Below are 25,950 nucleotides of genomic sequence, written 5' to 3'. Positions count from 1 at the left end.
TCGGCGGGGAACACCGGATAACATTCGGTCAGCCCCAGCCGCCGGTAGGGGATCTCAACACGGCGAAACGGAATGGATTTCGATGCGAATTCACCTAGCCCCAGTGGTGGCAGTCTCGGCCGCGGCGTTAATCGGGGTGCTCTCCGGCGGCTCGATCGCGCAGGCCGCGCCGGGTGCGGTGGACCTGGCTGACGTGCTGGTTCCCGCCGATGAGGTCAGCGAGCGGATGGACACCACGATGCAGGTGATCAGCTCCGAGTCCGGCACCCAGCCGCTGAGTACGCCGACCACCACGCCGGCGAACTGCACGGCCGTGTACGCGCCCGGCTCGGCGGCGGCCTTCGACGGCTCGGGCTACACTGACTTCGTCGTGCAGACCCTTCGGCAGCCCGGTGGCGAGCTGAACCCCAACGTGGTCCAGGCCGTCGCGGAGTTCCCCGACGCCAAAGCCGCGCAGACCTACCTCAATGACCAGGCCGCCATCTGGAAGAGCTGCAAGGGCACACCGTTGACGGCCGAATACGCCAACGGGATGAGCGCAGATCTCAAGGCCGGTGTGGTCACCGCGGGAGGTCTGGAACTGTTCGCCACGCTGTTCGCGAATCCCATGAAGGGCACGGCGGGCTGTGAGCGGGTGCTGCAGGCCAAGAACAACTACGTCGTCGATGTCCGGCTGTGCACCGACACCAATCCTGGTGGCAAGGGACGCAGCCTGCGTTCGCAGATCGTCCGCAACCTCGCCTAGCTCCAGCCGTCCCGAACTACGTCGACGAAAGGTCAGCTCTCCATGCGCAATTCGCACACTCTGGGCATGTTCACCGCCGGCATTGCTGCGGTCGGGTTGGTGCTGGCGGCGCCGGCCGTCGCCGCCCCGGTCGAGGCCGGTGACCTCGCGGCCCTGCAGCCCGACCCCGCCTCGCTCAACAGCATCTTCGCCGGTCCGGGACTGCGGAATCCCTCGCTGACCGTCACCGACCACTCCAACGGGCTGCGGAACTACAAGTCCATTGAGAAGGGCTGTGTCGGGGCGGTCTATCCGGCAACCGAATCGACATATGGCGGCAGTTCATTCCGCGGGATCGATCTGCAGACCCTCACCAGCGATGTGACCGGTCCGGTTCGGGTGCGGGTGACGACGGTGATCGCCGCGTTCCCCACCGAAGAGGCCGCGTCGGATTTCGTGAGCGAGACCGCGCAGTCCTGGCAGAACTGCGCCGGTGACCAGGTCAACCTGACGCTGCCCGGACAAGACGACGAGCAGTGGTACGTGCAGACCCCGTCGGAGGCCGGCGACGGCTTCGCGGTGCGCACCAACCGGGTCTCGGACCACTCGACGTGCTCGCACGTGATCACCGGAAAGTCCAACGCGGCCATCGAGGTTCTGGTGTGCAGCAGCGGGATCGTGTCCGATCAGGCGCTCAAGGTCGCCGACCAGGTCCGGGCGGGCATCATCGGCTGACCCCGAATCAACCCGGCGGGTCAGGGCGGCCGGACCACCACTTCCTGCGGGTGTCCCCGGGGTCCGGAGGACTGGTCAATCTGGCGGTGCGGCAACGATTTGAGGCGACAGGATGTGGGCCGAGAGCGGAGCATTCCACGAGACGCTGGCGGAGCTGGGGCTGTTCGACGGCCTGGACGCCAGTGCCCGCGAGGAGCGTGCCGAGCTGGTGGTCTGGTTGCTGGAGGAGGGCTTCGGGCTGGATCAGATTCGGGCCGAGGTGGCGCCGATGCTGATGCCGGCGCATCGTGCGTTGGGCGACGACGGCAAGTACGTGTCAGAACGTGCGGTCAGCGCCGACCACGGCATTGATCTGGCCCTGTTGCAGGGCATCGAACGTGCGCTGGGGCTGCCGCGGTTGGATGATCCCGACGCCGCCCTGCTGTTGCGCGCCGACGGCGAGGCCGCCGTGCGGCTGCAGCGTCTTATCGGGGCCGGACTGGACCCGGGCCAGGTGTTGCTGATGATCCGCCGGCTTTCCGAGGGTATCTCCCGGGCGGTTCCGGCGTTCCGGTACAGCACCATATCGGCGATCATGCGGCCGGGCCTCACCGAGCTTGAGGTCGCCAAAGCCCACGAAGAGATCGTGCGAACCGTTATCCCCTTGCTGGGGGACATGATTCGCGACATTCTGTTTGTCCAGCTGCGGCGGGTGCTGGAGGGTGAGGAAGTCAACGCCACCGAGCGGGCTGCCGGGGTGGCGCTGCCCGGGGCGCGGCAGCTCGCGGTGGCCTTCGCCGACATGGTCGGGTTCACCCGGCTGGGCGAGGCGATACCGCCCGAGGAACTGGTGGGACTCGTTGAGCGCCTTGCCGATCTGGCGCATGAGGTGGTCAACCCTCCGGTGCGGCTGGTCAAGACGATCGGCGATGCGGTGATGCTGGTGTCGTCCGACGCCGCGAAGCTGCTCGGCGCCACGCTGCAGCTGCTGGACCGCGCCGCCGACGACCCCGACCTGCCGCAGCTGCGGGCCGGAATCGCGTCGGGATGGGCGGTGAGCCGGGCCCGGGATTGGTTCGGCAGCCCGGTGAACGTCGCGAGCCGGGTCACCAGCGTCGCCGAGCCCGGCGAGGTCATGACGGAGGGCGCGGCCCGCGAGGCCATCGGGGAGGCTCCGGGCTACGCCTGGTCGTTTGTCGGAACCCGTGCGCTCAAGGGTGTGGAGGGTGAGACCAAATTGTTCCGGGTGCGGCGGCAGGAAAGCCGATAGCTCAGCGCGGCCGGACCACCACTTCCTGCAGCTGCGCCTCGGCGGGGGTGCGTATCGCGGCGGCCACCACTTCGGCGACGGTGTCGGGACGCAGGAAGCGGGCCGGGTCGTACTCGCCGCCCTCGTAGGCGACCAGATCTTGCTGCATGTCGGTGTCGACGCGGCCCGGGTAGACCGTGGTGACCCTTAGCGCCGGCTCGTCACTGCGCAGCGAATCCGCGAACGCCCGCAGCGCGAACTTGCTTGCCGAATACGACGCCATGCCCGGGGAAACCTTTTGCCCGGCACCGGAGTTGATGAAGACCACCTGCCCGCGGGCCGCCCGCAACGCGGGCAACAGGGCCAGCGTCAGGGCCACCGCACCGAATACGTTCACCTCGAAGGTGGCCCGCCACTCCTCGATATAGGACTCGCCGGCCGCACCGGGCAGCATCACCCCGGCGTTATGCACCAAGACGTCGAGTTCGTCGACGATCTCGGTGGCCGCGTCGATCCCGTCGATGTCGGCCAAGTCGAGCGGCCAGGTGGTGGCGCCCAGCCGTTCGGCCACCGCATCCAGACGCGCTGACGGCCGACCGGCGAGCAACAGGGTGTGGGTGGGCGCCAAGGCCGCCGCTATCGCCGAACCGATACCGCCGCCGGCTCCGGTGATCAGAGCAGTCGGCATTAACCGCAATCCATGGGGCAGCCTGCATCGCCGGCGGCTGCCGGTTCGACACCATCACAGGTGGCGAGGCGCTCCAGGGGCTCGAGCGCGCGGGTCAGGGTGTCGAGTTCTTCCTGGCTGAGCTTGTTCAGCATCGCCGCCAGCGCCGCGTGCCGGTTTGCCAGCGACTCGCGGTGGCTCGCCAGACCTTCGGGGGTGATGTCGACCAGCACGGCCCGCAGATCCGAGGGGTCGCGGCTGCGCTTGACCAGCCCGATCTTCTCCAGGCGACGGATCGCCACCGTGGTGGTGGGGGTGCGGACCCGCTCGTGGGCGGCCAGCTCGGTCATCCGGATGGGACCCCGGTCCAGCAGCGTGATCAGGATCGACAGCTGGGCCAGCGTGAGTTCGCCAGTCGGGGTGCCTCTGCTGATGTCGCCGCGCCGCAGGATCGAGAACAGTTTGGACAGCGAACGGTGCAAGCCCTCTGCGATCGCCGTCACCTGCGGCGTATCGGCCTTGCTCTCCGTCATAGTTCGCCAGTCTAACCGGTGACCGTAAAGAGGGTTGACAACTCGTAGAGGTTGCTGTCACAACACCTGGGACAGGAACTTCTGCAGTCGCTGCGTCTCGGCGTTGTCGAAGATCTGATCGGGTGGACCGGACTCCACGACCTTGCCCCGGTCCATGAAGACCACCGTGTCCGAGGCCGAGCGAGCGAAGCCCATCTCGTGGGTGACCACGACCATCGTCATGCCGTCGGCCCCGAGTTCGGCGATCAGCGCCAGGATCCCCTTGACCAACTCCGGGTCCAGCGCCGAGGTGGCTTCGTCGAAGAGCATCACCTGCGGATGCATCGCCAGGGCGCGGGCGATCGCCACCCGTTGCTGCTGGCCGCCGGAGAGCGCCGACGGCCGGGACGTGGCCTTGTTTTTCAGCCCGACCCGGTCGAGCAGGCTCAGCGCGAGCTCGCGGGCGGCGTCGTCGGACATCCCGCGCAGCTTGCGCGGCGCCAGGGTGATGTTGTCCAGCACGCTGCGGTGCGGGAACAGATTGAAGTGCTGGAACACCATCCCGATCCGCTGGCGCAGCTCGTCGGGGTCGTCGGCCAACACCGATCGGCCACCCAGCAGGATGTCGCCGCCGTCGGGTTCGTGGAGTCGGTTCAAGGTGCGCAGCATCGTCGACTTACCTGACCCGGAGGGGCCGATCACCGCGGCGGTAGCGCCCGCCGGCACGTCGAGGTCGACTCCGCGCAGCACCTGATGTTTGCCGAAGGACAACTGAATGCCTTTGGCCGCCAGCGACACCGGCTCGCGCGCCGCGGGCGCCGTCACGTCATCTCCTGACTGGAGATCGCCGGGCTCAGCTCGACCGAATCATCGGCCTCGGGCGGCCTGCCGCGCCGCAGCCGGTGATCGACGACGTTCACCAGGTGCGTCAGCGGGATGGTCAGGGCCAGGTAGAGGAGGCCGGCGGCCACCAACGGGGAGAGGCTGCCGGTCTGGGCGTTGTAGTCGCGGCCCACCTGGAACAACTCCCGCTGACCGGCGACCAGGCCGAGGAAGTACAGCAGCGCCGACGCTTTGAGCAGCGCGATGAACTGGTTGACCAGCGCCGGCAGCACCCGCCGAATGCCCTGCGGTATCACCACCAGTCGCATCGCCGCCGGGTAGCCGAAACCCAGTGCGCGCGAGGCCTCCAGCTGGCCGGACTCCACACTTTGGATGCCCGAGCGCAAGATCTCCCCGATGTAGGCCGCGGCGGTCAGCCCCAGGGCCGCGATCCCCAGCGGGTAGGGATTGTTGTGCGTCAGGCCGCCCACCAGTGGCCCGACTGCCAGCCCGATGAGCAGGATGATCAGCACCTCGGGCAGTCCTCGGAAGATGTCGGTGTAGATCCGCGCCGGCCAGCGCAGCCATCGAGTGCGTGAGATCCCGGCCACAGCCAGCCCTAACCCGGCCACCAATCCGATGGCGCCGCCGCTCACGGTGAGCAGCAGCGTGTTGGGCAGGCCGGTCTTGAGCAGGTCCGGCAGGGCGCGCCGGTACAACTGCCAGTCGAAGAAAGAGTCGCGCAGCTGTGCCAGAGTCGATTTGGGCGTGTACGGCTCCGACTCGGGCCGGTGATGCCGGGCCGCTATCGCAGCGAAGTCCGGTAGATGCGGGGTGGCTGCCGACTTGGAACCCGGCTGCCAGTCCGGCGGCAACGGCCGCGGCACCCAGTCGGTGAACAGCTGCGGCCAGGTGCCGTCTTCGATGACAGCGTCCAGGCCGGAGTTCAGCGCCGAGATCAGCGCCTGGTTCCCTTTGGCCACCGCGTATGCCTCGAAGCCGGCCGGGCTGAAGGTGTAGCCGACGATCTGTGCCGGATCGCCAGGCTTCAACAGGTTCAGCGCGGTGAGCGACGGCGCCACCCACGCGTCGACCTGGCGGCTTTTCAGGCTGGCGTACAGCGTGACCGAGTCGGGGAACCGCACCGGTTCGACTTCCAGGGCGTCGACGGCGTAGGCGTCTTCGACAGTGCCCTGAACCACCCCGATGCGCTGGCCGCTGTCCAGGGAGTCGAATCCGGTGATCCCGGATCCGGCCGGGACCACCAACGCCATGTAACCGAAGTCGTAGCCGTTGGTGAAGCCGACGGTGCGGCGGCGCTCGTCGGTGGCGTTGATCGACGCCGACCCGACGTCGAAACGTCCCGACTCCACCTGGGCCAGCAGGCCGAAGAAGTCGGTGCCGACGAAGTGCACCCGCAGGCCCAATTTCTTGGCGATGGCCCGCAGCAGTTCATTGTCGAACCCGCTGTAGCGGCCCTGGGCGTTGATGCAGTTCGTCGGGGGGCTTTCGGTCAGCGTGCCGACCGTCAGCACGCCGGGGGTGCTCAACCCCAGCTTGGTCACGTCAATCGAACTCAGCGCTTCGACGCCGGCCGTGGTGTATTTGTCCTCGCGTGGCCGCTTGGCGTTGGCCAGTTTGACCGGCAACGCGACGGCGGCCTGTTCCCCGGGTGGGGTGCACAGGTCCGGGGCGGCCCCGGCCCGCGGCACCGCCGCCAGACCGCCCACGATCATGCACGTGGCGATGAGCGCCGCGAGCTTTATTGCTGGTCGCGCCATCGGCACAGCGCCTCGGCGGCGGACAGGTCGTAGTCGGGTCCGCTGCTGCCGATGGTCAGCAGGCTCACCCCCAGTCGCGTCAACGCGTCGGCCTCGGCCAGTAACTCGGCCACGGTGCCGTGTGTCTGGTCGCCGCCCAGCGCCGCGGAGTGTTCGATCGTGGCGGGGTCTCGCCCGACGGCGGCGCAGTGCTGCGCCAGCACGGCTGCCTTGTGTGGGTAGCTGTCGGCGTCGGCGAAGCTGTGCCACATGTCGGCGTGTTCGGCGACCAGGCGCAGGGTCTTGCGCTCCCCGCCGCCCCCGATCAACAGCGGAATCGTGCGGGTGGGCGGCGGATTCAGCTGGGCCAGACGGCTTTTGATGCGCGGCAGTGCACCGGCCAGGGCGTCGAGGCGGCTGCCCGCGGTGCCGAACTCGTAGCCGTATTCCCGGTAGTCCCGGTGCTTCCAGCCCGCGCCGATGCCCAGGATCAGTCGGCCGTCACCGATGTGGTCGACGGTGCGGGCCATGTCGGCGAGCAGCTCCGGGTTGCGATAGGAGTTGCACGACACCAGCGCCCCGATCTGGATGCGCGAGGTCTGCTCGGCCCAGGCGGCCAACATGGTCCAGCACTCGAAGTGCGGTCCGTCGCGGTCGCCGTAGAGCGGGAAGAAATGGTCCCAGTTGAAGGCGATGTCGACACCGGAGTCTTCGCAACGCCGGACCGCGTCCCGGATGGCGCCGTAGTGCGCCGCGTGTTGCGGCTGCAGTTGGACGGCGATGCGGATGGGCCGGGCCATCTCGCCACCTTATCCCCGGAATTGCCGGATTGCGGCGGCGAAGTAACCGGTTCGGTGCGGCGGTTCAGGCGAGGGTCATGCGAAGCAGCTCGACCAGCACGCGAGGCCGGTCACTTTGCACGGAGTGTCCGGCGCCGTCCACCACGTGGGTGGTCAGCCCCGGCGAGCGTTGCGTGTACTCGGCGACGTCGTCGGCGGTCACGAAGAACGAATCGCCGCCGCGGATCAATGTGGTGGGTGCGGTGATCGCCGCGACATCGGTCCACAGGTCGGTGAAGTCGCCGACGGAGCGGATGGTGTCGTAGCGCCACGTCCAACTGCCGTCCGGCAACCGACGGGTGTTGTGGAATACCCCGCGCCGCAGCGACTCCAGATCCCGGTGCGGCGCCGCGGCCGTGGTGACGGCCAGCAGCGATTCGAAATCGGGGAACGTCCGGTCGCCTTGGGCCAATGCCACGGTCCCGCGGTCGGCGGTACTCATCTCGGCATGGCGCTGCAACGCCGACGGCGTCACATCCACAATCGCCAACCGGCGCACCAGCTCGCCGGCGGTGGCCGCCAGGCGGATCGCGGTCAGTCCGCCCAGGGACATGCCGACCACCAACTCGGCATCCGGTGCCAGCTCCTGCAGCACGGGCGCCAGGGTGGCGGCGTTGCGTTGCGGTGAGTAGTCGCCGTCCTCGCGCCACGCCGAACGGCCATGGCCGGGCAGGTCCACCGCCAGCGCGGGCTCGCCGAGCCCGAGGATGACGGTGTCCCAGGTGTGAGCGTTCTGCGCGCCGCCATGCAGGAACACCACCCGCGGCGGCGCCGAACCCCAGCGCAGCGCACTGACTTCACCGGTTTCGATCCGCTCCACATCGGGCAACGGACCGGCCAGACCGGCCTGCTCGGCGTTGCCCGCCAATAGGGCGAACTCCGAGAGGCCGGCCAGCTCGTCGTCAGTCATGTTCGGCGCAGAGTCGGCGTCTAGCCGACGATGAATTCCTCGAGTTGGGCGCGCGCGACGTCGTCGGCCAGCTGCTTGGGCGGGCTCTTCATCAGGTACGCCGACGCCGGCAGGATCGGTCCGCCGATGCCGCGGTCCTTGGCGATCTTGGCGGCACGCACCGCGTCGATGATGATGCCGGCCGAGTTCGGCGAGTCCCAAACCTCGAGCTTGTACTCCAGGTTCAGCGGTGCGTCACCAAAGGCGCGGCCCTCCAGTCGCACGTAGGCCCACTTGCGGTCATCGAGCCAGGCGACGTGGTCGCTTGGTCCGATGTGGACGTTCTTGTCCTCGACCTTGCCTGCCAGCGAACCGGTCAGGTTAGAGGTCACAGCCTGGGTCTTGGAGACCTTCTTGGACTCCAGGCGCTCACGCTCGAGCATGTTCTTGAAGTCCATGTTGCCGCCGACGTTGAGCTGGTAGGTGCGGTCGAGCGTGACCCCGCGGTCCTCGAACAGCTTGGCCATCACGCGGTGGGTGATGGTGGCGCCCACCTGGCTCTTGATGTCGTCGCCGACGATCGGCACGCCGGCGTCGGCGAACTTCTTGGCCCACACCGGGTCGGAGGCGATGAACACCGGCAGCGCGTTGACGAATGCGACGCCTGCATCGATGGCGCACTGCGCGTAGAACTTGTCGGCCTCTTCCGAACCCACCGGCAGGTAGGAGACCAGCACGTCGACCTTGGCCTCGCGCAGGGCGGCGACTACGTCGACGGCCTCGGCGTCGGAAACCTCGATGGTCTCGGCGTAGTACTTGCCGATCCCGTCCAGGGTCGGCCCGCGCTGCACGATGACGTTGGTCGGCGGCACGTCAGCGATCTTGATGGTGTTGTTCTCCGAGGCGAAGATGGCCTCGGACAGGTCGAAGCCGACCTTCTTGGCGTCCACGTCGAACGCGGCGACGAACTTGACGTCGCGGACGTGGTACGGGCCGAAGCGCACGTGCATCAGGCCGGGGACGGTGGAGGTGTCATCGGCGTTCTGGTAGTACTGGACGCCTTGGACCAGCGAGGACGCGCAGTTGCCGACGCCGACAATGGCGACCCGCACATCCGTCGTTTGCTCAGTCATTTTCGACGCTCTCCTTTTTCTGCTTTCACTGCTGACGTGCGTTGTTGTGTTTCCCCGATGCCCGCGTCCGTATGCAGGATCAGGGTTGTTCGGCCCGGTTCGATGCGCGTTCGGCCGCGATCAGCTCGTTGAGCCAATTGACCTCCCGCTCGCTGGACTCCAGCCCGAGTTGGTGCAGCTGGCGGGTATAGCGGTCCAACGAGTTGCTGGCCCGTGCCACCGCGTTGCGCAGGCCTTCCCGGCGTTCCTCCACCTGCCGGCGGCGGCCTTCGAGGATCCGCATCCGAGCCTCGGCCGGGGTGCGGTTGAAGAACGCCAGGTGGACTCCGAAGCCGTCGTCTGTGTAGTTCTGCGGGCCGGTGTCGGACACCAGCTCGTTGAATCGCTGACGGCCGGCGTCGGTCAGCCGGTACACCCGACGGGCCCGGCGCACCGGGGTCCCCGTCGGCGCGGCGTCCTCGGCGATCACGCCGGCCAGCTGCATGCGCCGCAGTGCGGGATACAGCGAGCCGTAGGAGAACGCCCGGAACGCACCCAGCAGACCGGTCAACCGCTTCCGGAGTTCGTAGCCGTGCATCGGAGACTCGAGCAACAAGCCCAAAATGGCGAGCTCAAGCACTCCAGTCACCTCCTGCAGATGGTGTAGCTACGACCGGTCGACGGTTCGCGCCATAGTATCGCGCCGATATAACTGTGCCCAAGTGGCTAGTGTTCGCTCAGCGTTCAGTCGCATTAAACTCGCGCTAAACCCGCAGTTCAGGACGGGTAATTGATGCGTTTGACGGTGCCGTCGCCCGCGAAGGCGATGTAGCCGCTGCCGTAGTCGCTGGAAACATACACCGACAGCGATAGAGCCCCGGGCGTCGTGGGGTCCCGCGCCGGGTCGACGATCAGATAGGTGCTTTTCACGTCGGCGGGTTTGATCCCGAGCGTCTCGGGAGCTCCACGCAGGATCCCGACCGCAGCCTTCACGTCGAACGCGCTCAGATCGACCAGCACGTCGTCACTGCTCTTGGACGAGGTCGAGGGGTCATCCCAGCCGCCGCGGTAGGAGTAGTCCAGTTTGCGGCGCTCTTCGCCTGGGTCGGGCCGATCCAGAGATGCGTAGTCGGGGTAGACCACCAGTCGGTAGCCCATCGTGTCGCCGAACTTCTGGCGGGCCTGCTCCAGCAGGCCGGTGAGTCCGCCCAGGGACTGCAGCTGTCGTGGCGGGGTGAGCACTACCGGCGCGACTCCGTCCGGCTTGGCCCCGGGATCAGAGGTGAAACTCAGCGGGGAGCTGGTGTTTCCGTACAGCGCCCAGCCGAGCAGCATGCCCGCCACCAACACGGTGCCGAGTGCGCCCAGTGCCTTGAGGGCGACACTGCGCACGCCGAACTTCGTGGGACTGCCCAACGTCGGCAGCTTGACCGGCGCGGTCTCGGTCTGCAGGTCGCCGACCAGGGAATGCAGGTCGCCCAGGGTTACGGCTCGGGTGGCCGCGCTGATTCGTTCCTGGTGCTCGGCGCTGGACACCTGCCCCTCGCCCAGTGCACTGTCCAGGATCCGGCAGACGTCGTCCCGGTCGCTGTCCTTGGCCCGCGTGCCTGCGGTCTGCCGTGTCGCCACGGCGACGATCGTAAAAGAAGGCTGCCCGGTGGTGACGGCGAATCCGCCGGTTGGCGCCGGCTGGGGGCGTTGATCGCGAGCGCCGGTGAGGACCCGACGTACTCTGGTCACCGTGCGATTGCAGCGACAGGTAGTGGACTACGCGCTCCGGCGCCGTTCCCTGCTGGCCGAGGTCTACTCCGGGCGTACCGGGGTCACCGAGGTGTGCGACGCCAACCCGTATCTGCTGCGTGCCGCGAAGTTCCACGGCAAGGCCAGTGCGGTGGTCTGCCCCATCTGCCGCAAGGAGCCGCTCACCCTGGTGTCGTGGGTATACGGCGACCAGCTGGGTGCGGTCTCGGGCTCGGCGCGTTCCGCCGAGGAACTGGTCCTGTTGGCCACCCGCTTCTCGGAGTTCTCGGTGTATGTCGTCGAGGTGTGCCGGACCTGTAGCTGGAATCACCTTGTGAAGTCATATGTGTTGGGCCTCGCGAGCCCGCCCAAGGGATCCCGCGGTCGACGGCCGGCACGCAGCGGAGCCCGTACCGCCAGTGAGTAAACATCACGACGACGGGTCCGACGCTGGCTCGGCCCGGCCCTCCGACGCTGCCGGCCGCCGGCCACCGGCGGGGCCCGACGACCGACAGACCACGATCATTCCGGCTATTGACGACGCCGTGACTGCCGATCTGCGGGACCCGATCGATGCGGTGCGGGCTGCCCTCGACGGGACGCCTCCACAACGCGAGCAGACGTTGAGTGGCCGGATCCCGCGACGCGAGCCACCGCCGGAGAAGCCGACCGCGCCGCCAACGCGACGGGCGGAGCGCTCCGCTCCCACCGACGCACCGGGTGCGCCGAATCCGCTGGAATGGCTGCGCGCGCATCCGCCGAATTGGCGGTGGATCCGGCGCGGGCTCTACACCGCCGTGGTGGTGATGTTGCTGTTGCCGGTCATCACCTTCGCGATGGCCTACTCCATCACCGATGTGCCCTCGCCCGGCGACATCCGGACCAACCAGGTGTCCACGATCCTGGCCAATGACGGTTCCGAGCTGGCCAAAATCATTCCGCCGGAAGGCAACCGCGTCGACATCGACATCAACCAGGTGCCGGTCTACGTGCGTAACGCGGTGTTGGCGGCCGAGGACCGCGACTTCTACTCCAACCCGGGCTTCTCGGTGTCGGGCTTCGCCCGCGCGATCAAGAACAACCTGTTCGGTGGTGACACCCAGGGCGGTTCGACGATCACCCAGCAATACGTCAAGAACGCCCTGGTCGGTTCCGAGCGGGCGGGCATGGGCGGATTGGTCCGCAAGGCCAAAGAGCTGGTGATCGCCACGAAGATGTCGAGTGCGTGGCGCAAAGACGATGTGCTGCAGGCCTATCTGAACATCATCTACTTCGGCCGCGGCGCCTATGGGATCGCCGCGGCGTCACGGGCCTACTTCGACAAGCCCGTCGAGGAGCTCGACATCGCCGAGGGCGCGCTGCTGGCCGCCCTGATCCAGCGGCCGTCCACGTTGGACCCCGCGGTCGATCCCGAAGGCGCCCTCGACCGGTGGAGCTGGGTGCTCGACGGCATGGTGGAGACCGGAGCGCTTTCCGCCGGTGAGCGCGCCGCCCAAGAGTTTCCGTCCACGGTCTCGCCTGAACTGGCCCGCAGCCAGAACATCACCACCGGGCCCAACGGGTTGATCCAGCGGCAGGTCACCAGTGAGCTGCTCGAGCTGTTCAACATCGACGAACAGACGCTCAACACCCAGGGACTGCAGATCACCACCACTATCGACCCGGCGGCGCAGGATGCCGCCGAAGAGGCGGTGGCCACCTACCTCAAAGACCAGATCCCCAACATGCGGACCGCGGTGGTGTCCATCGACCCGCGCGACGGCGCGGTGCGCGCCTACTACGGCGGATCGGATGCCAACGGCTTCGACTTCGCCCAGGCCGGCCTGCAGACCGGGTCGTCGTTCAAGGTGTTCGCCCTGGTGGCCGCGTTGGAGCAGGGCATCGGCTTGGGCTATCAGATCGATAGCTCACCGCTGACCCTCGACAACGGCCGGACCAAGATCACCAATGCTGAGGGCGAGGGCTGTGGGGTCTGCAACATCGCCGAGGCGCTCAAGCGGTCGCTGAACACCGCGTACTACCGGCTGATGCTCAAGCTCAAGAACGGGGCGCAGGACGTCGCCGACGCCGCGCATCAGGCGGGGGTCGCCAAGAGCTTCCCCGGCGTGCCGCACACCCTGTCGCAGGACGGCGGTCCGCCCGAAGGCGGAGTGGTGCTGGGTCAGTACCAGACCCGGGTGATCGACATGGCCTCGGCGTACGCGACGCTGGCGGACTCCGGCATCTACCACCCGCCGCACTTCGTGGAGAAGGTGGTCAGTGCCGACGGCCGCGTGCTGTTCGATGCTCAGACCTCCGAGGACACCGGCGAGCAGCGCATCCCCAAGGCGGTTGCCGACAACGTCACCGCCGCCATGCAGCCCATCGCCGGCTGGTCGCGCGGGCACAACCTGGCCGGTGGACGGGCGTCGGCGGCCAAGACCGGCACCACCCAGCTGGGTGACACCGGGGCCAACCGGGACGGCTGGATGGTCGGCTACACGCCGTCGCTGTCGACCGCCGTCTGGGTGGGCACCACCGGGGGAGACGAGCCGCTGGTGAACCAGTGGGGTGGTCCGGTCTACGGTGCGGGTATTCCGGCCGACATCTGGAAGGCCACCATGGACGGCGCCTTAAAGGGCACCCCCAACGAAACCTTCCCCACGCCCACCGAGATCGGCGGTTATGCCGGCGTCCCGGCCGCGCCGCCACCGCCTCCGCCGATGGACGCCGGCCCGCCGGTACCGCCGGAGGAGACCGTCATCCAGCCGACGATCGAGATCGCGCCGGGCATCACCATCCCGATCGGGCCGCCCACCACGATCACGGCTGCCCCGCCGGTACCGCCGGCGCCGCCGGTGCAGCAGGCTCCCGAGCCGGGCGGCCCGCCTGCGGCCGAGCCGCTGCCCCCCGCGCCGTAGTGCGTTTGTGACCTCGTTTCAACCCGATGGTGAGTCCACGGAAGTAATCTGTTGGCCATGCGACTGCAGCGACGCGTGGGGGACGACAGGCTGCTGAGCACTTCGCCGATCGCTGAAAAGGGTTGCGGCCGAATCGGGATGGTGAAGGGCCGGAAGCCCGACTCCTACCTGCAAGGACGCCCTGGGCGGACATGAAAACGCGGGGCCCGACAGCGCCGGATGCCGACAGCGCTGAGGAAGAGCATTTCTTGACGACCACCAACGTCGAGCCCACCGACGAAGCGGGCGCAACGGACGCCGACACGGCCGCCGACTGCACCGATGACGAGTCGGACCGCCAGGAGCGCCTTGAAGCGGTTAAGGCCGCCATGGAGCGTCCGCGTCCGGACAGCGAAAGACCCCGTGTCCCAGACGAATCGCCGGCAGCTCTCCCGGAAGATCTGGCAGCCGAGCTCGACCAGCACGAATCGCGGCGACGGAAGTGGCTCTGGGCCAGACGCGGCCTGTACGCCGCCGCCGCGACGCTGCTGGCGGTGCCTGTCGTCACCTTCGGGATGGCCTACCGCACCGTGGAAGTCCCCGAACCCGGTGACATCCACACCACGCAGGTGTCGACAATCCTCGCCGCCGACGGCACCGAGCTGGCGAAAATCGTTCCGCCGGACGGCAATCGGATTGACATCAAGCTGGATCGGGTACCGGTTCACGTACGTGACGCGGTGTTGGCCGCCGAGGACCGAGACTTCTACACCAACTCGGGCTTCTCGGTTTCGGGGCTGTTTCGGGCGGTCAAGAACAACCTGACCGGCGGTGACACCCAGGGTGGTTCGACCATCACCCAGCAGTACGTCAAGAACGCGCTGGTCGGGTCCGAGCGGGCCGGCATGGGCGGACTGGTCCGCAAGGGCAAAGAGCTCGTCATCGCCACCAAGATGTCCGAGGCGTGGACCAAGGACGAAGTGCTGGAGGCCTACCTCAACATCATCTACTTCGGCCGCACCACCTACGGGATCAACGCGGCCGCCCGGGCGTACTTCGACAAGAAGGTCGAGGACCTCACCGTCTCCGAGGGCGCCTTGCTGGCGGCGGTGATTCAGCGGCCGTCCGCGTTGGATCCGGCGATCAACCGGGACCGCGCCGTCGACCGGTGGAATTGGGTACTCGACGGCATGGTGCAGACGGGCGCCCTGACGCTCAGCGAGCGGGCCAAGCAGTTCTTCCCGACGACGATCCCGCCTGACCAGGCGCGCAACGCCGACCAAGCTTCGGGGCCCGCCGGGCTGATTCAGCGCCAGGTCACCGAAGAGTTGCTCGACATGTTCCACATCGACGAGCAGACCCTGAACATGGAAGGCCTGCGCATCACCACCACGATCGACATGAAGGCGCAGCGGGCGGTGGAGAAAGCCGTCAGAGCGACCATGGCTGGGCAAAAACCGAGTATGCGTACCGCTGTGGTCTCCATCGATCCACGCAACGGCGCGGTGCGGGCCTACTACGGTGGCGACGAGGTGGGCGGCTTCGACTTCGCCCAGGCCGGCTTGCAGACCGGTTCCTCGTTCAAGGTGTTCGCCTTGGTGGCGGCGCTGAAGCAGGGCATCGGCCTGGGCGAGCAGATCGACAGCGGCCCGCTGACGGTCGGCAAGACCAAGATCAGCAATGTGGGTGGCGCCAGCTGCGGAGTCTGCAACATCGCCGAGGCACTCAAACGATCGCTCAACACGGCCTACTACCGGCTGATGCTCAAGCTCAAGCATGGACCGCAGGACGTCGCCGACGCCGCACACGAGCTCGGGGTCGCCAAGAGTTTCCCGGGAGTCGCACACACGCTGTCCCAGGACGGCCTTGGCGGGCCCCCGGAGAACGGCATCGTGCTCGGCCAGTACCAGACTCGGGTGATCGACATGGCGTCGGCATACGCGACCCTGGCCGACTCCGGGATGTACCACCGGCCGCACTTCATTCAGAAGGTCGTGGGCCCCGACGACCGGGTCCTCTTCGACGTAGCGGCCGCCAAGGATTCCGGGGAGCAGCGGGTCCCGAAAGCAGTCGCGGACAACGTCACCGACGCCATGAAGGCGATTCCGAGCTGGTCGGGCGGGCACGACCTGGCTGGTGGGCGCCCGGCCGCGGCCAAGACCGGCACCACCCAGCTCGGCACCACCGGGGCTAACCGGGACGCCTGGATGGTCGGCTACACGCCGACCTTGTCGACCGCGGTCTGGGTGGGCACCACCGGCGGCGACGAACCGTTGACGAACAAGTGGGGCGGGCCGGTCTACGGCGCGGGCCTGCCGGCCGAAATCTGGAAAGCCAGCATGGATGGCGCGCTGTGGGGCGACCCGATCGTGCAGTTCCCCAAGCCCACCGAGATCGGCGGTTCCGCGGGCGTGCCGACCAGCGCGCCTATCCCGGTGCAGTACGACTGGTATTCGCCGCCGCCGCCTCCACAGGACTTTGACGAGCCGCCGCCTCCGCCGCCGGGTTTCCCGATGCCGGAGCCTTTCCCGCCGCCTCCGCCCCCGCCTCCGCCCCCGCCTCCACCACCCCCGCCGCCGGAGCCGCCCCCGCCGCCCCCGGCGCCGGAGGCTCTCCCGTGAGCCAGGAGACGACCGAACGATCGATGCGCTCACCGCGCCGGCTGGCGGCGGACCTGCGCAGTGCCGATGACCGCGACCTGCCCAGCCGTACCGATGTCGTCGGCCGGGCCCTGTCGAACACCATCGGCGGGCCGGTCGGCCGCCATGCGCTGATCGGGCGGACCAGGTTCATGACGCCGCTGCGGGTGATGTTCCTGATCGCCGTGCTGTTCTTGGCCCTGGGCTGGACCACCAAGTCGGCGTGCCTGCAGAGCACCGGCAGCGGTAGCCCCGACCAGCGGGTAGCCAACTGGGACAACGAGCGCGCGTACTTTCAGCTGTGCTACTCCGACGTGGTGCCGCTCTACACCGCGGAGCTATTGGATCAGGGCAAGTTCCCGTACAAGTCGAGCTGGGTCGAGAAGGACTCGTCGGGCAAGGAACAGACCCGCTACGACGGACTTCCCGCCGTGCGCTACATGGAATATCCGGTGCTGACCGGGCTGTACCAGTACGCGGCGATGGCCCTGGCGAAGACGTACACGGCGATCACCAAGGTGCTGAAGATCCCGGCGTTGAGCGGGGTCGCCGAGGTGGTGGTGTTCTTCGACATCGTCGCGTTCGGTCTGGCACTGGCCTGGCTGGCGACGGTGTGGTCCACCGCCGGACTGGCCGGTCGGCGCGTCTGGGACGCCGCGTTGGTGGCGGCTTCGCCGCTGGTGATCTTCCAGATCTTCACCAACTTCGACGCGTTGGCCACCGCGTTCGCCGGGGCAGGCCTGTTGGCCTGGGCGCGCCGGCGCCCGACCGCGGCCGGGGTGCTGCTCGGGTTGGGCACCGCCGCCAAGCTGTACCCGGTGTTGCTGCTGTTCCCGCTGCTGGTCCTGGGGCTGCGTACCGGCCGGCTGCGGGAGGTCAAACGCACCGTGGTGGCCACCGCGGTCAGCTGGCTGGTGGTGAACCTGCCGGTCCTGGTGTATGCCCCGCGGGGCTGGAGCGAATTCTTCCGGCTCAACTCCCGCCGCGGCGACGACATGGATTCGCTCTACAACGTGGTGAGATCGTTGACCGGCTGGCAGGGGTTCGACGGCGACCTGGGGATGTGGCAGCCCCCGACGGTGCTCAACGGTGTCGTCGCCGCACTGTTCGCGCTGTGCTGCATCGGAATCGGCTACATCGCCCTGACCGCGCCTCGGCGCCCGCGGGTGGCGCAGTTGGCGTTTCTGGTGGTCGCGGCGTTCCTGTTGACCAACAAAGTCTGGAGTCCGCAGTTCTCGCTGTGGCTGGTGCCGCTGGCGGTGCTGGCCCTGCCGCACCGCCGGCTGCTGCTGGTCTGGATGACCGTCGATGCGCTGGTCTGGGTACCGCGGATGTACTACCTCTACAGCGTTGCGGATCGCAGCCTGCCCGAGCAGTGGTTCACCACCACGGTGTTGCTGCGCGACCTGGCGGTAATGGTGCTGTGCGCACTGGTGATTCGGCAGATCTACCGCCCGGAATCGGACCTGGTGCGTGCCCACGGATGGGCCGACGACCCGGCCGGCGGGGTGTTCGACTCCGCACCCGACGCCCCTCCGGCCTGGCTGCCGGCCCGCATGAACCCCCGGTTGCGGCCCAAGCAACGGGGAACCGGGGCGCAGGTGGATGCGCACCGGCTATAGGGTTTGTGCCCGTGCGGAAACCCCCGTGGTTGGCGTGGGCGCTCTGGGACTGCGGAGCCACCGGCCTCAATGCCATCACCATCACGTTCGTCTTCTCGGTGTACCTGACCGCTTCGGTCGGTGTGGGAGCCAGCGCCTCGCCGGCCAGCTGGCTGGGCCGGGCGATGGCCATTGCCGGGATCGTGGTGGCCCTGATGGCTCCACTGACCGGCAACTCGATCACCGAACCACGGCGGCGGCGCCTGGCGCTGATCGTGTTGAGCGGCACGGTTGCCGCGTTGACCGCGTCGATGAGCCTGATCCGCAATGACCCGCGCTACCTATTGCCGGGCTTGGTGCTGTTGGCGGTGACGGCCGCCTGCAGTGATTTGGCGACCGTGCCTTACAACGCGATGTTGAGGTCGGTCACCACCCCGGAGAATTCCGGCCGGGTTTCCGGCTTCGGTCTGGCCGCCGGTTACCTCGGCAGTGTGGCGCTGCTGCTGGTGGTCTACGTGGGATTCGTCGCCGGGGAAGGACCCACCGTTGGTCTGCTGCACCTGCCGACCGCCGACGGGGTGAACGTGCGAGCGGCGATGCTGCTGACCGCGGCCTGGTTTGTGGTCTTCGCCTTTCCGTTGTTGGGCAGAGCGCCGAAATCGTGCACCGAAAGCTCCGCGGCCGCGGTCACACCGGCCGCCGCCACCAAGGGCTTCCGCCAGCTGCGGGCCGATCTGGTCGCCGAATGGCGCCGCGACCGCAACATCGTCTATTACCTGTTGGCCAGCGCGGTGTTCCGGGACGGGCTTACCGGCGTGGTTGCGTTCGGGGCCGTGTTGGGGGTCAACGTCTACGGCATCTCCACGGCCGATGTGCTGCTGTTCGGCATCACGGCCAGCACCGTGGCGGCGGTCGGGGCGGCGCTCGGGGGACTGCTCGACGAGCGCATCGGTTCCAAGGCCGTGATCCTCGGTGCGTTGGCGTCGATGATCGTGGTCGGGCTGGTGTTGCTGACGCTGTCGGGACCACTGACGTTCTGGATCTGCGGCCTGTTGCTGGTCCTGTTCATCGGTCCGGCCCAGTCGTCGGCGCGTACCTTGCTCCTGCGGATGAGCGCCGCCGGAAAGGAAGGCCTGGCCTTCGGGCTCTACACCACCACCGGGCGGGCGGCGACGTTCCTGGCACCGACGCTGTTCTTCACCTTCGTAGATCTGTTCGGTTCCGACCGGGCCGGGCTCGGCGGCCTGCTGGTAGTGTTGGCCGCCGGATTGATGGCGATGCTGCCCATTCGGTCACCGTCGCGGCAAAGTGAACTACTGGACCGCCGTTGAGGACTCAAATAGTGGTTTAGTGGCCCCTTATTGGAACCGTGGTTTACTCAGGCGCAAATCAGCCGTGACCTTGCTGTAACCTCGCCAGCGCGATGAGTACCGCTCCCACACCCCCCTCCAGCCCGTCCGCTTCACCGGTCGCCGTTATCGGGATGGCTTGCCGGCTTCCCGGCGGCATCGATTCGCCGCAACAGTTCTGGGACGCATTGCTGCGCGGCGCGGATTTCATCGACGAAGTACCCGCCGAACGGTGGGATGTCGACAGCTACTACGGCTCTGAACCGGGCACGCCGGGACGATCGGTCTCCCGCTGGGGCGGCTTCCTGGACACCATCGGCGCGTTCGATGCCGACTTCTTCGGCATGACCGAGCCGGAGGCCATCGCGGTCGATCCGCAGCACCGCCTCTTGCTGGAGACCTCGTGGGAGGCCGTTGAGCACGCCGGAATCGACCCGGCGGCCTTGGCTCGATCGCAGACCGGTGTCTTCGTCGGCCTGACGCATAGCGACTACGAATTGCTGTCCGCAGAGCACGGCGCCGCTGAGGGACCCTACGGATTCACCGCCACGAACACCAGCTTCGCTTCCGCCCGCGTGTCGCAGGCCCTGGGACTGCACGGGCCGGCAGTCACGGTGGACACGGCGTGTTCCTCGGGCCTGATGGCGGTCCACCAGGCGTGCCGCAGCTTGCAGGTCGGCGAAAGCGAGCTCGCCCTGGCCGGCGGTGTGTCGGTGATGCTCGAACCCCGCAGATCGGTCGCCGGCTCGCAGCAGGGCATGCTGTCCCCGACCGGCCGGTGCCGGGCCTTCGATGCCGCCGCAGACGGATTCGTCGCGGGTGAAGGCTGCGTGGTGTTGCTTCTCAAGCGGTTGCCCGATGCCGTACGCGACCACGACCGCATCCTGGCGGTGCTGCGCGGCAGCGCCGCCAATCAGGACGGCGACACCGGAACGGCCGAGGCGCCGTCCACGCCGGCGCAAGTCGCGCTGTATCAGGCCGCGTTGGCCGCTGCCGGCGTCGAAGCCGCGACGGTGGAGCTGGTTGAAGCACATGGTCTGGGATCCCCGGCCGCGGATCTGACCGAGTACGCCGGACTGGCCGCGGTCTACGGCACCGACGACCGCTGCTTCTTGGGGTCGGTCAAGACCAACTTCGGGCACTGCCAGTCGGCATCCGGACCGCTGGGTCTGATGAAGGCGATACTGGCCCTGCAGGACGGCACGGTACCACAGCATTTGAATTTCACCCGGCTGCCGGACCAGCTTGCCGGGATAGAGACCAATCTGGTTGTGCCGCTGGATAACACCACCTGGCCGACCAGGGCGGGCCATCCGCGTCGGGCCGCGGTCTCGTCGCATGGCCTGTCTGGCACCAACGTGCACATCATCGTCGAGCAACCACCTGTGTCGGCGGTACCGGACGCGGTCACCGAATCGGCGACAGACGGCGGCCGGCTTTTCCCGATATCGGCGACCTCCGCCGACCAGCTGCGGGTGACGTCCGCCCGGTTGGCGGACTGGGTCGACGAACGCGGTCCCGCGATGACTGACACCGATCTCGTCGATCTCGGCTACACCCTGGCGCGGCGGCGGTCACACCGGCCGATACGAACGGCCGTGGTGGCGAGCAACTTCGGTGAACTCGGTGCGGCGCTGCGCGAAATCGCCGGCAATGACTTGGCCTATCAACCGGTCATCGGATCCGACGGCCGCGGGCCGGTGTGGGTGTTCTCCGAAGAGACTCCCCAGTGGACGCATATGGCGGCGTTGCTCGCCGAGGAACCGGCGTTCGCGGCCGCGATCGCGAAGATGGAGCCGGTCGTCGCCGAAGAGTCCGGCTTTTCACTCGCCGAAGCCATCGCTGCCGAGCTGCCGCCGACCGAGGTCGAAAAACTGCAGCCGACGAACTTTGCGATCCAGGTCGCACTGGCCGAAGCGATGAAGGCCCATGGGGTTCGGCCGGGTGCCGTCATCGGGCATTCGCTCGGGGAGGCGGCGGCGGCCGTCGTGGCCGGGGGGCTCACCCTGGAGGACGGGGTACGCGTCGCCTGTCGCCGGTCACGGTTGATATCGCGAATCGCCGGCAGCGGCGCCATGGCCACCGTGGAACTGCCTGCGCAGCAAGTGCTTTCGGAGCTCTCCATTCGTGACGTATCCGACGCGGTGCTCGCCGTGGTCGAGTCGCCGGTGTCGACAACTATTGGCGGCGACCAAGACGCCGTTCGCGACTTGGTGGCCAACTGGCAGCAACAGGGAGTGCCCGCCCGCGAGCTGGCGGTCGCGGTTGCCGCGCACTCGCCACAAGTCGAACCGGTCGTCAATGAACTGGCTCATGTTCTCGCCGACCTGAAGCCGACTGAGCTCGAGATCCCGTACTACTCCGCGACGCTGTGGTCCCCACGTGACCGGCCGTCATTCGACGGCCAGTACTGGGCGGACAACCTGCGTTACATGGCGCGGTTCGCAGCGGCTGTGCAGGCGGCGATCAAGGACGGCTACCGGGTGTTCGGCGACCTGGCGTCGGACTCCCGGTTGTCTGCGGTTCTCGAGCAGAATGCCAGCAGTCTCGACATCGGGATCGCTGCGCTAGCCGCCATCTCCCGAGAGCGCCAGTCCTGGAAAGGATTGCGCGGGTTCGTCGCTGACCTGCACAGCGCCGGAACGGCGGTGGATTTCGCTGCGCAATACCCGTCGGGGAATTTGGTAGAGGCGCCGCTGCCGAGCTGGAACCACCGCGAGCTGATATTCAGCAGGGAGGACGTAGACGCCACTCCGCGCGGGGCGGCGGTGCGGGCCGTGCACCCGTTGTTGGGAGCGCACGTACACCTACTGGAGGAGCCCGAACGCCACGTCTGGCAAGGCGAAGTCGGAATTGTGGCGCACCCGTGGCTCGATGATCACCGGGTCCACAACATGGCCGTCCTGCCCGGGGCCGCCTACTGCGAGATGGCTTTGGCCGCCGCTCGTGCCAGTCTGGGCGAATCAACCGAGATTCGTGACATCCGATTCGAACAGATGCTGCCCCTCGACGACTGGACATCGGTGTCCTCAGGGGCCGTGGTGGTGGCACCCGGCGTCCTGGACTTCGCGGTGCACACCCATCAGGGGCGCGACCGCGTTGATTGCGCAACCGCGGTGTTGCAGGCTCGGCCGGATGTACGCCAACCAGCGGTCCGCGATATCGCCGCGTTGCTGGCAGCTCACCAGGACCGCGTGGACGGTTCCGAACTGCGAAAAACCGCCGAACGTAACGGAATTCAATACGGGCCGGCCTTCGCGGGTTTGGTAGCGGTGCGTGTCGGCGACGGCCGGCACACCATCGGTGCCACGGCGTTGGCCGAAGTCGCGCTGCCAGGGCCGGTCCGCCCTGAGCAGGGGCTCTATGAAATCCATCCGGCCCTCCTCGAAGCGTGCATCATGTCTGCTGTCATGCGGCCCGACGTTCCGCGCGCCGGCGACGGGGGACTGCTGCGGCCGGTTGGCGTGCGCAGTCTGCGCCGCCACCATTTGGTCCGAGAAGTGCGGTACTGCCTGAGCACAGTGACGGCGGCGCGAGCCGACGCCTGCGAGGCCGATCTGGAATTGATGGACGACTCGGGCAATGTATTGCTCACCGTCGAAGGTCTGCACTTCACGGCCGGCCGGTCTGAGATCGACTCCGATGTACGCACTCTTGATGAGCGCCTGCTGACCATCGAGTGGGAGCGCCGCGATCAACCGGCCGCAGCGTCGACCGATGCCGGAAGCTGGCTGTTGTTGAGCATGGCCGACGCCACAGACACCCTGACCGGCCGCCTCGGTGGGGCGCTCAATGGTGAAGGGACGCAATCTGACACGGTTTCGGTGCCGATCGGGCGCGGCGATGTGGCCGCGGGCCTGAACGGAGCGCTCGATGGCCGCGCCGGGATTGTTGTGGTCACCCCGCCGATGCTCAAGACCGCCAACCCTGCTCAGCGCGGCCGCGACTTCGTGGCTTATCTGTTGGACGTCGTGAGGCAGATGGTGGCGCTACCCGGGGAGTCACCGCGGTTGTACGTGGTGACCAGAGACGCCGCCACCGTGCGACCGGGGGACCGGCCCAACCTGGAACAGGCCGGCCTGCGGGGACTGATACGGGTCATCGACTCGGAGTATCCGCACTTGAAGGTCACCCAGATCGATGTAGACGGCGGCGCCGCCGAACACGACGAGGCATTGGTCGCCCACCTTGCGGCGCAACTGCAGAGCGGGTCTGACGAGGACGAGACCGCTTGGCGTGACGGTGATTGGTACACCGCACGGCTGCGCCCCGGCCCGCTGGGCCCAGCCGATCGGCGGACCACCGTGGTCGAGCACGGGCAAGACTGTCTGCGCCTGCAGCGCAACGACCCGACCGAGCCCGAATCGTGGGAAGCAGTCGCCCACCCCCGAATTGCGCCGGGCAGCGGTCAGATCGAAGTTGCGGTGACGGTCGCCGGCGTCAATTGGGCCGCGGCGTCTCCCGTCGAGTACTCCGCCGGAGAGCCACACCTGCAGCAGCTGGGCGCCGATTTCGCGGGCGTGGTGACGGCCGTGGGCCCCGATGTCACCGGACACCGAGTGGGCGACCGCGTCGGCGGGATCTCTCCCGACGGCTGTTGGAGCACGTTCATCACCTGCGATGCGCGGCTGGTGGCCACCCTGCCGGCGGAACTGCCGTTGACCGAAGCCGCCGCGTGGCCGACCGCATACGTCACCGCCTGGTACGGGCTGCATGACCTAGCGCGTATCACGTCCGACGACAAGGTGCTGATCCATTGCGCAACCGGCGGCGTCGGTCAGGCCGCGATCGCAATCGCCCGGGCGACCGGTTGCCAGATCTTCGCCACGGCAGACAGCCCACGGCGGCGGCAACTGTTGCACGACATGGGTATTGAGCACGTCTATGACTCCAACAATCTGGAGTTCGCCGATCGGATACGCCACGACACAGACGGCTACGGAGTCGACGTGGTGCTCAACTCGCTGTCCGGGGTGGCGCAGCGCGTCGGAATCGAACTGTTGAGCTTCGGCGGGCGGTTCATCGAGCTGGGCAAGCAGGACGTCTACGGTGACAGCCGGCTGGGGCTGTTCCCCTTCCGTCGCAATCTGTCGCTGCACGTCGTCGACTTGGCGCTGCTGGCGCACAGCCATCCAGAAACGGTCCAGCGATTGCTGTGCACCGTTTACCGAGATGCGGCTGACGGCAGACTTCCGCAGCCGCCGACCACGCATTACCCCTTGCTGGACGCTTCCATCGCCCTAGGACGCGCTGACGGCGATGACTGCGCAGCAACGGTTTTGCTGGATCTGCCGCAGACCGGCAGCACAGTAGCGGTGGTGCCACCGGCCCAGGCCCAGCTTTTCCGGGCCGATGGCGCCTACATCGTCACCGGTGGAGCCGGTGGAGCCGGGTTGTACCTGGCTGCTGAGATGGCCGCAGCGGGTTGCGGTCGCATTGTGCTGAGCGGTGATTCGGCACCGGACGGCCAGGCGCAACGGGCTATCGAGCGGTTGCGTGCGCTGGGCACCGATATTCAGGTGGAATGCGGCGATATCGCGGAGCCGGAGACGGCCGGTCGGCTGGTGGCAGCGGCGACGGCGTCCGGCTTGCCGGTGCGCGGTGTACTGCATGCGGTTGCCGTGGCGGGAGAAGCACCGTTGACCGAGATCACCGGACACCTGGTCGACCGTTGCTGGGCGCCGAAGGTCCAAGGCGCGTGGAATCTGCACCAAGCGTTGCAGGAAGAGGTCGCCGCACAATCGTTGGACTGGTTCTGCGCGTTCTCCTCGACGGCGGCGCTGATCGGGTCGCCGGGCCAGGGCGCCGCTGCGGCAGCCGACAGTTGGTTGGACGCGTTCGGACGCTGGCGCCAGGCCCAGGGCTTGCCGGCCACCGTGATCGGTTGGGGGCCATGGGCCGACACCGGCAGCTCCGCTGTCCCCGCCGACGGAGTACACGCTGCGATCACTTCCGCCGAGGCCGCCCGCGCCTTCCGCGCGTTGCTGAGCTATGGACGCGCCTGGGCCGGATACGCGCCAATCACCCGTGCACCGTGGTTGACGGCGTTGGCGCACCGTAGCCCGTTTGCCGAAGCGTTCCGGCCGGTGCGCCGAAGTAGTCCCGACGCGCAGAGGTTCCTTGCCGAGCTCAAGGAACTCCCGCGCGACGAGTGGTTGGGCTCGATACTGCGCTTGGTCTCCGACCAGATCAGCCTGCTGTTGCGGCGTACCGTTGACGCGGACCGGCCGCTGCCCGAATACGGCCTGGATTCGTTGGCTAGCTTGGAGTTTCGTACCCGGATCGAAACGGAGACCGGGGTCCGGGTCGGCCCTGCCCAGCTCACCACGGTGCGCGGACTGTCCCAGCATGTGTGCGACCAGCTGGCCGCTCGTGTAGAACATGCGGACTCTCCCGGTGGTAGGTAGTTTGAGTCGGCCGGCCGCTGTCCCGAGCCGCCAGCCGAAGTGTTTTT

Annotated in this window: 18 protein-coding genes; 9 read left to right on the top strand and 9 right to left on the bottom strand. The window is 67.7% G+C overall.

The features are described from left to right. The first annotated feature begins 103 nt into the window (after positions 1 to 103). The 3 genes from ACKY0X_RS22385 to ACKY0X_RS22375 all read left to right on the top strand — a co-directional run bounded on the left by ACKY0X_RS22385 (position 104) and on the right by ACKY0X_RS22375 (position 2,708). A complete protein-coding gene (locus ACKY0X_RS22385; RefSeq protein ID WP_409427776.1) occupies positions 104 to 745 on the top strand; it encodes a sensor domain-containing protein in 642 nt (213 codons plus the stop codon). 42 nt (positions 746 to 787) lie between these two features. After that, a complete protein-coding gene (locus ACKY0X_RS22380) occupies positions 788 to 1,459 on the top strand; it encodes a sensor domain-containing protein (RefSeq protein ID WP_409427775.1) in 672 nt (223 codons plus the stop codon). Between the two features lie 112 nt (positions 1,460 to 1,571). Then, a complete protein-coding gene (locus tag ACKY0X_RS22375) occupies positions 1,572 to 2,708 on the top strand; it encodes an adenylate cyclase regulatory domain-containing protein (RefSeq protein ID WP_409427774.1) in 1,137 nt (378 codons plus the stop codon). 1 nt (position 2,709) lies between these two features. On the opposite strand, the gene ACKY0X_RS22370 is transcribed toward ACKY0X_RS22375, so the two are convergent. From ACKY0X_RS22370 to ACKY0X_RS22330, 9 genes are all read right to left on the bottom strand, one after another. Beyond that, positions 2,710 to 3,375, bottom strand: a complete 666-nt coding sequence (locus ACKY0X_RS22370) for an SDR family oxidoreductase (RefSeq protein ID WP_409427773.1) — start codon at positions 3,373 to 3,375, stop codon at positions 2,710 to 2,712. After that, the gene (locus ACKY0X_RS22365) at positions 3,375 to 3,887 is read right to left on the bottom strand and encodes a MarR family winged helix-turn-helix transcriptional regulator (protein ID WP_024442740.1); all 513 of its coding nucleotides are present in this window, start codon (positions 3,885 to 3,887) and stop codon (positions 3,375 to 3,377) included. The genes ACKY0X_RS22370 and ACKY0X_RS22365 overlap by 1 nt, the downstream gene beginning before the upstream one ends. Positions 3,888 to 3,944: 57 nt before the next feature. Further along, the gene (locus ACKY0X_RS22360) at positions 3,945 to 4,691 is read right to left on the bottom strand and encodes an amino acid ABC transporter ATP-binding protein (protein ID WP_409427772.1); all 747 of its coding nucleotides are present in this window, start codon (positions 4,689 to 4,691) and stop codon (positions 3,945 to 3,947) included. Then, a complete protein-coding gene (locus ACKY0X_RS22355; protein WP_409427771.1) occupies positions 4,688 to 6,469 on the bottom strand; it encodes an ABC transporter substrate-binding protein/permease in 1,782 nt (593 codons plus the stop codon). Before ACKY0X_RS22355 ends, ACKY0X_RS22360 begins: the two co-directional genes overlap by 4 nt. Then, positions 6,451 to 7,248, bottom strand: a complete 798-nt coding sequence (locus tag ACKY0X_RS22350; RefSeq protein WP_409427770.1) for an LLM class F420-dependent oxidoreductase — start codon at positions 7,246 to 7,248, stop codon at positions 6,451 to 6,453. The genes ACKY0X_RS22355 and ACKY0X_RS22350 overlap by 19 nt, the downstream gene beginning before the upstream one ends. 64 nt (positions 7,249 to 7,312) lie before the next feature. After that, entirely contained in the window at positions 7,313 to 8,197 is an 885-nt protein-coding gene (locus tag ACKY0X_RS22345; protein WP_409427769.1) for an alpha/beta fold hydrolase, read from the bottom strand. A 20-nt stretch (positions 8,198 to 8,217) separates the two neighbouring features. Next, on the bottom strand, positions 8,218 to 9,309 hold the full coding sequence (locus tag ACKY0X_RS22340) for an inositol-3-phosphate synthase (protein WP_064888380.1): 1,092 nt from the start codon (positions 9,307 to 9,309) through the stop codon (positions 8,218 to 8,220). Positions 9,310 to 9,388: 79 nt separating this feature from the next. After that, positions 9,389 to 9,928 (bottom strand): PadR family transcriptional regulator, encoded by a 540-nt coding sequence (locus ACKY0X_RS22335; RefSeq protein WP_046286214.1) that lies wholly within the window; start codon positions 9,926 to 9,928, stop codon positions 9,389 to 9,391. A 137-nt stretch (positions 9,929 to 10,065) separates the two neighbouring features. Further along, entirely contained in the window at positions 10,066 to 10,917 is an 852-nt protein-coding gene (locus ACKY0X_RS22330; protein ID WP_409427768.1) for a DUF1707 domain-containing protein, read from the bottom strand. 112 nt (positions 10,918 to 11,029) lie between these two features. On the opposite strand from ACKY0X_RS22330, the gene ACKY0X_RS22325 reads away from it, so the two are divergent. The 6 genes from ACKY0X_RS22325 (at position 11,030) to pks2 (ending at position 25,903) form a co-directional block, all read left to right on the top strand. Continuing rightward, positions 11,030 to 11,455, top strand: coding sequence for a DUF5318 family protein (locus ACKY0X_RS22325; protein WP_046286212.1), 426 nt, complete (start codon positions 11,030 to 11,032; stop codon positions 11,453 to 11,455). After that, positions 11,373 to 13,928, top strand: a complete 2,556-nt coding sequence (locus tag ACKY0X_RS22320; RefSeq protein WP_409427767.1) for a transglycosylase domain-containing protein — start codon at positions 11,373 to 11,375, stop codon at positions 13,926 to 13,928. The genes ACKY0X_RS22325 and ACKY0X_RS22320 overlap by 83 nt, the downstream gene beginning before the upstream one ends. A 191-nt stretch (positions 13,929 to 14,119) precedes the next feature. After that, positions 14,120 to 16,528: a transglycosylase domain-containing protein gene (locus ACKY0X_RS22315; protein WP_409427766.1), complete on the top strand. Its 2,409-nt coding sequence runs from the start codon at positions 14,120 to 14,122 to the stop codon at positions 16,526 to 16,528. Between the two features lie 23 nt (positions 16,529 to 16,551). Further along, complete coding sequence (locus ACKY0X_RS22310; protein WP_409429745.1) at positions 16,552 to 18,168, top strand: glycosyltransferase family 87 protein; 1,617 nt, start codon at positions 16,552 to 16,554, stop codon at positions 18,166 to 18,168. 5 nt (positions 18,169 to 18,173) lie between these two features. Then, complete coding sequence (locus tag ACKY0X_RS22305) at positions 18,174 to 19,478, top strand: MFS transporter (protein WP_409427765.1); 1,305 nt, start codon at positions 18,174 to 18,176, stop codon at positions 19,476 to 19,478. 92 nt (positions 19,479 to 19,570) lie between these two features. Then, the gene (gene pks2, locus ACKY0X_RS22300; RefSeq protein WP_409427764.1) at positions 19,571 to 25,903 is read left to right on the top strand and encodes a sulfolipid-1 biosynthesis phthioceranic/hydroxyphthioceranic acid synthase; all 6,333 of its coding nucleotides are present in this window, start codon (positions 19,571 to 19,573) and stop codon (positions 25,901 to 25,903) included. The last annotated feature ends 47 nt before the right edge of the window (positions 25,904 to 25,950 follow it).

It is taken from the genome of Mycobacterium sp. SMC-11, assembly GCF_046250095.1.
Classification (GTDB): domain Bacteria; phylum Actinomycetota; class Actinomycetes; order Mycobacteriales; family Mycobacteriaceae; genus Mycobacterium; species Mycobacterium heraklionense_A.
The sequence above is the reverse complement of the archived record's forward strand: the minus strand, read 5'-3'. Positions and strand labels throughout refer to the sequence as shown.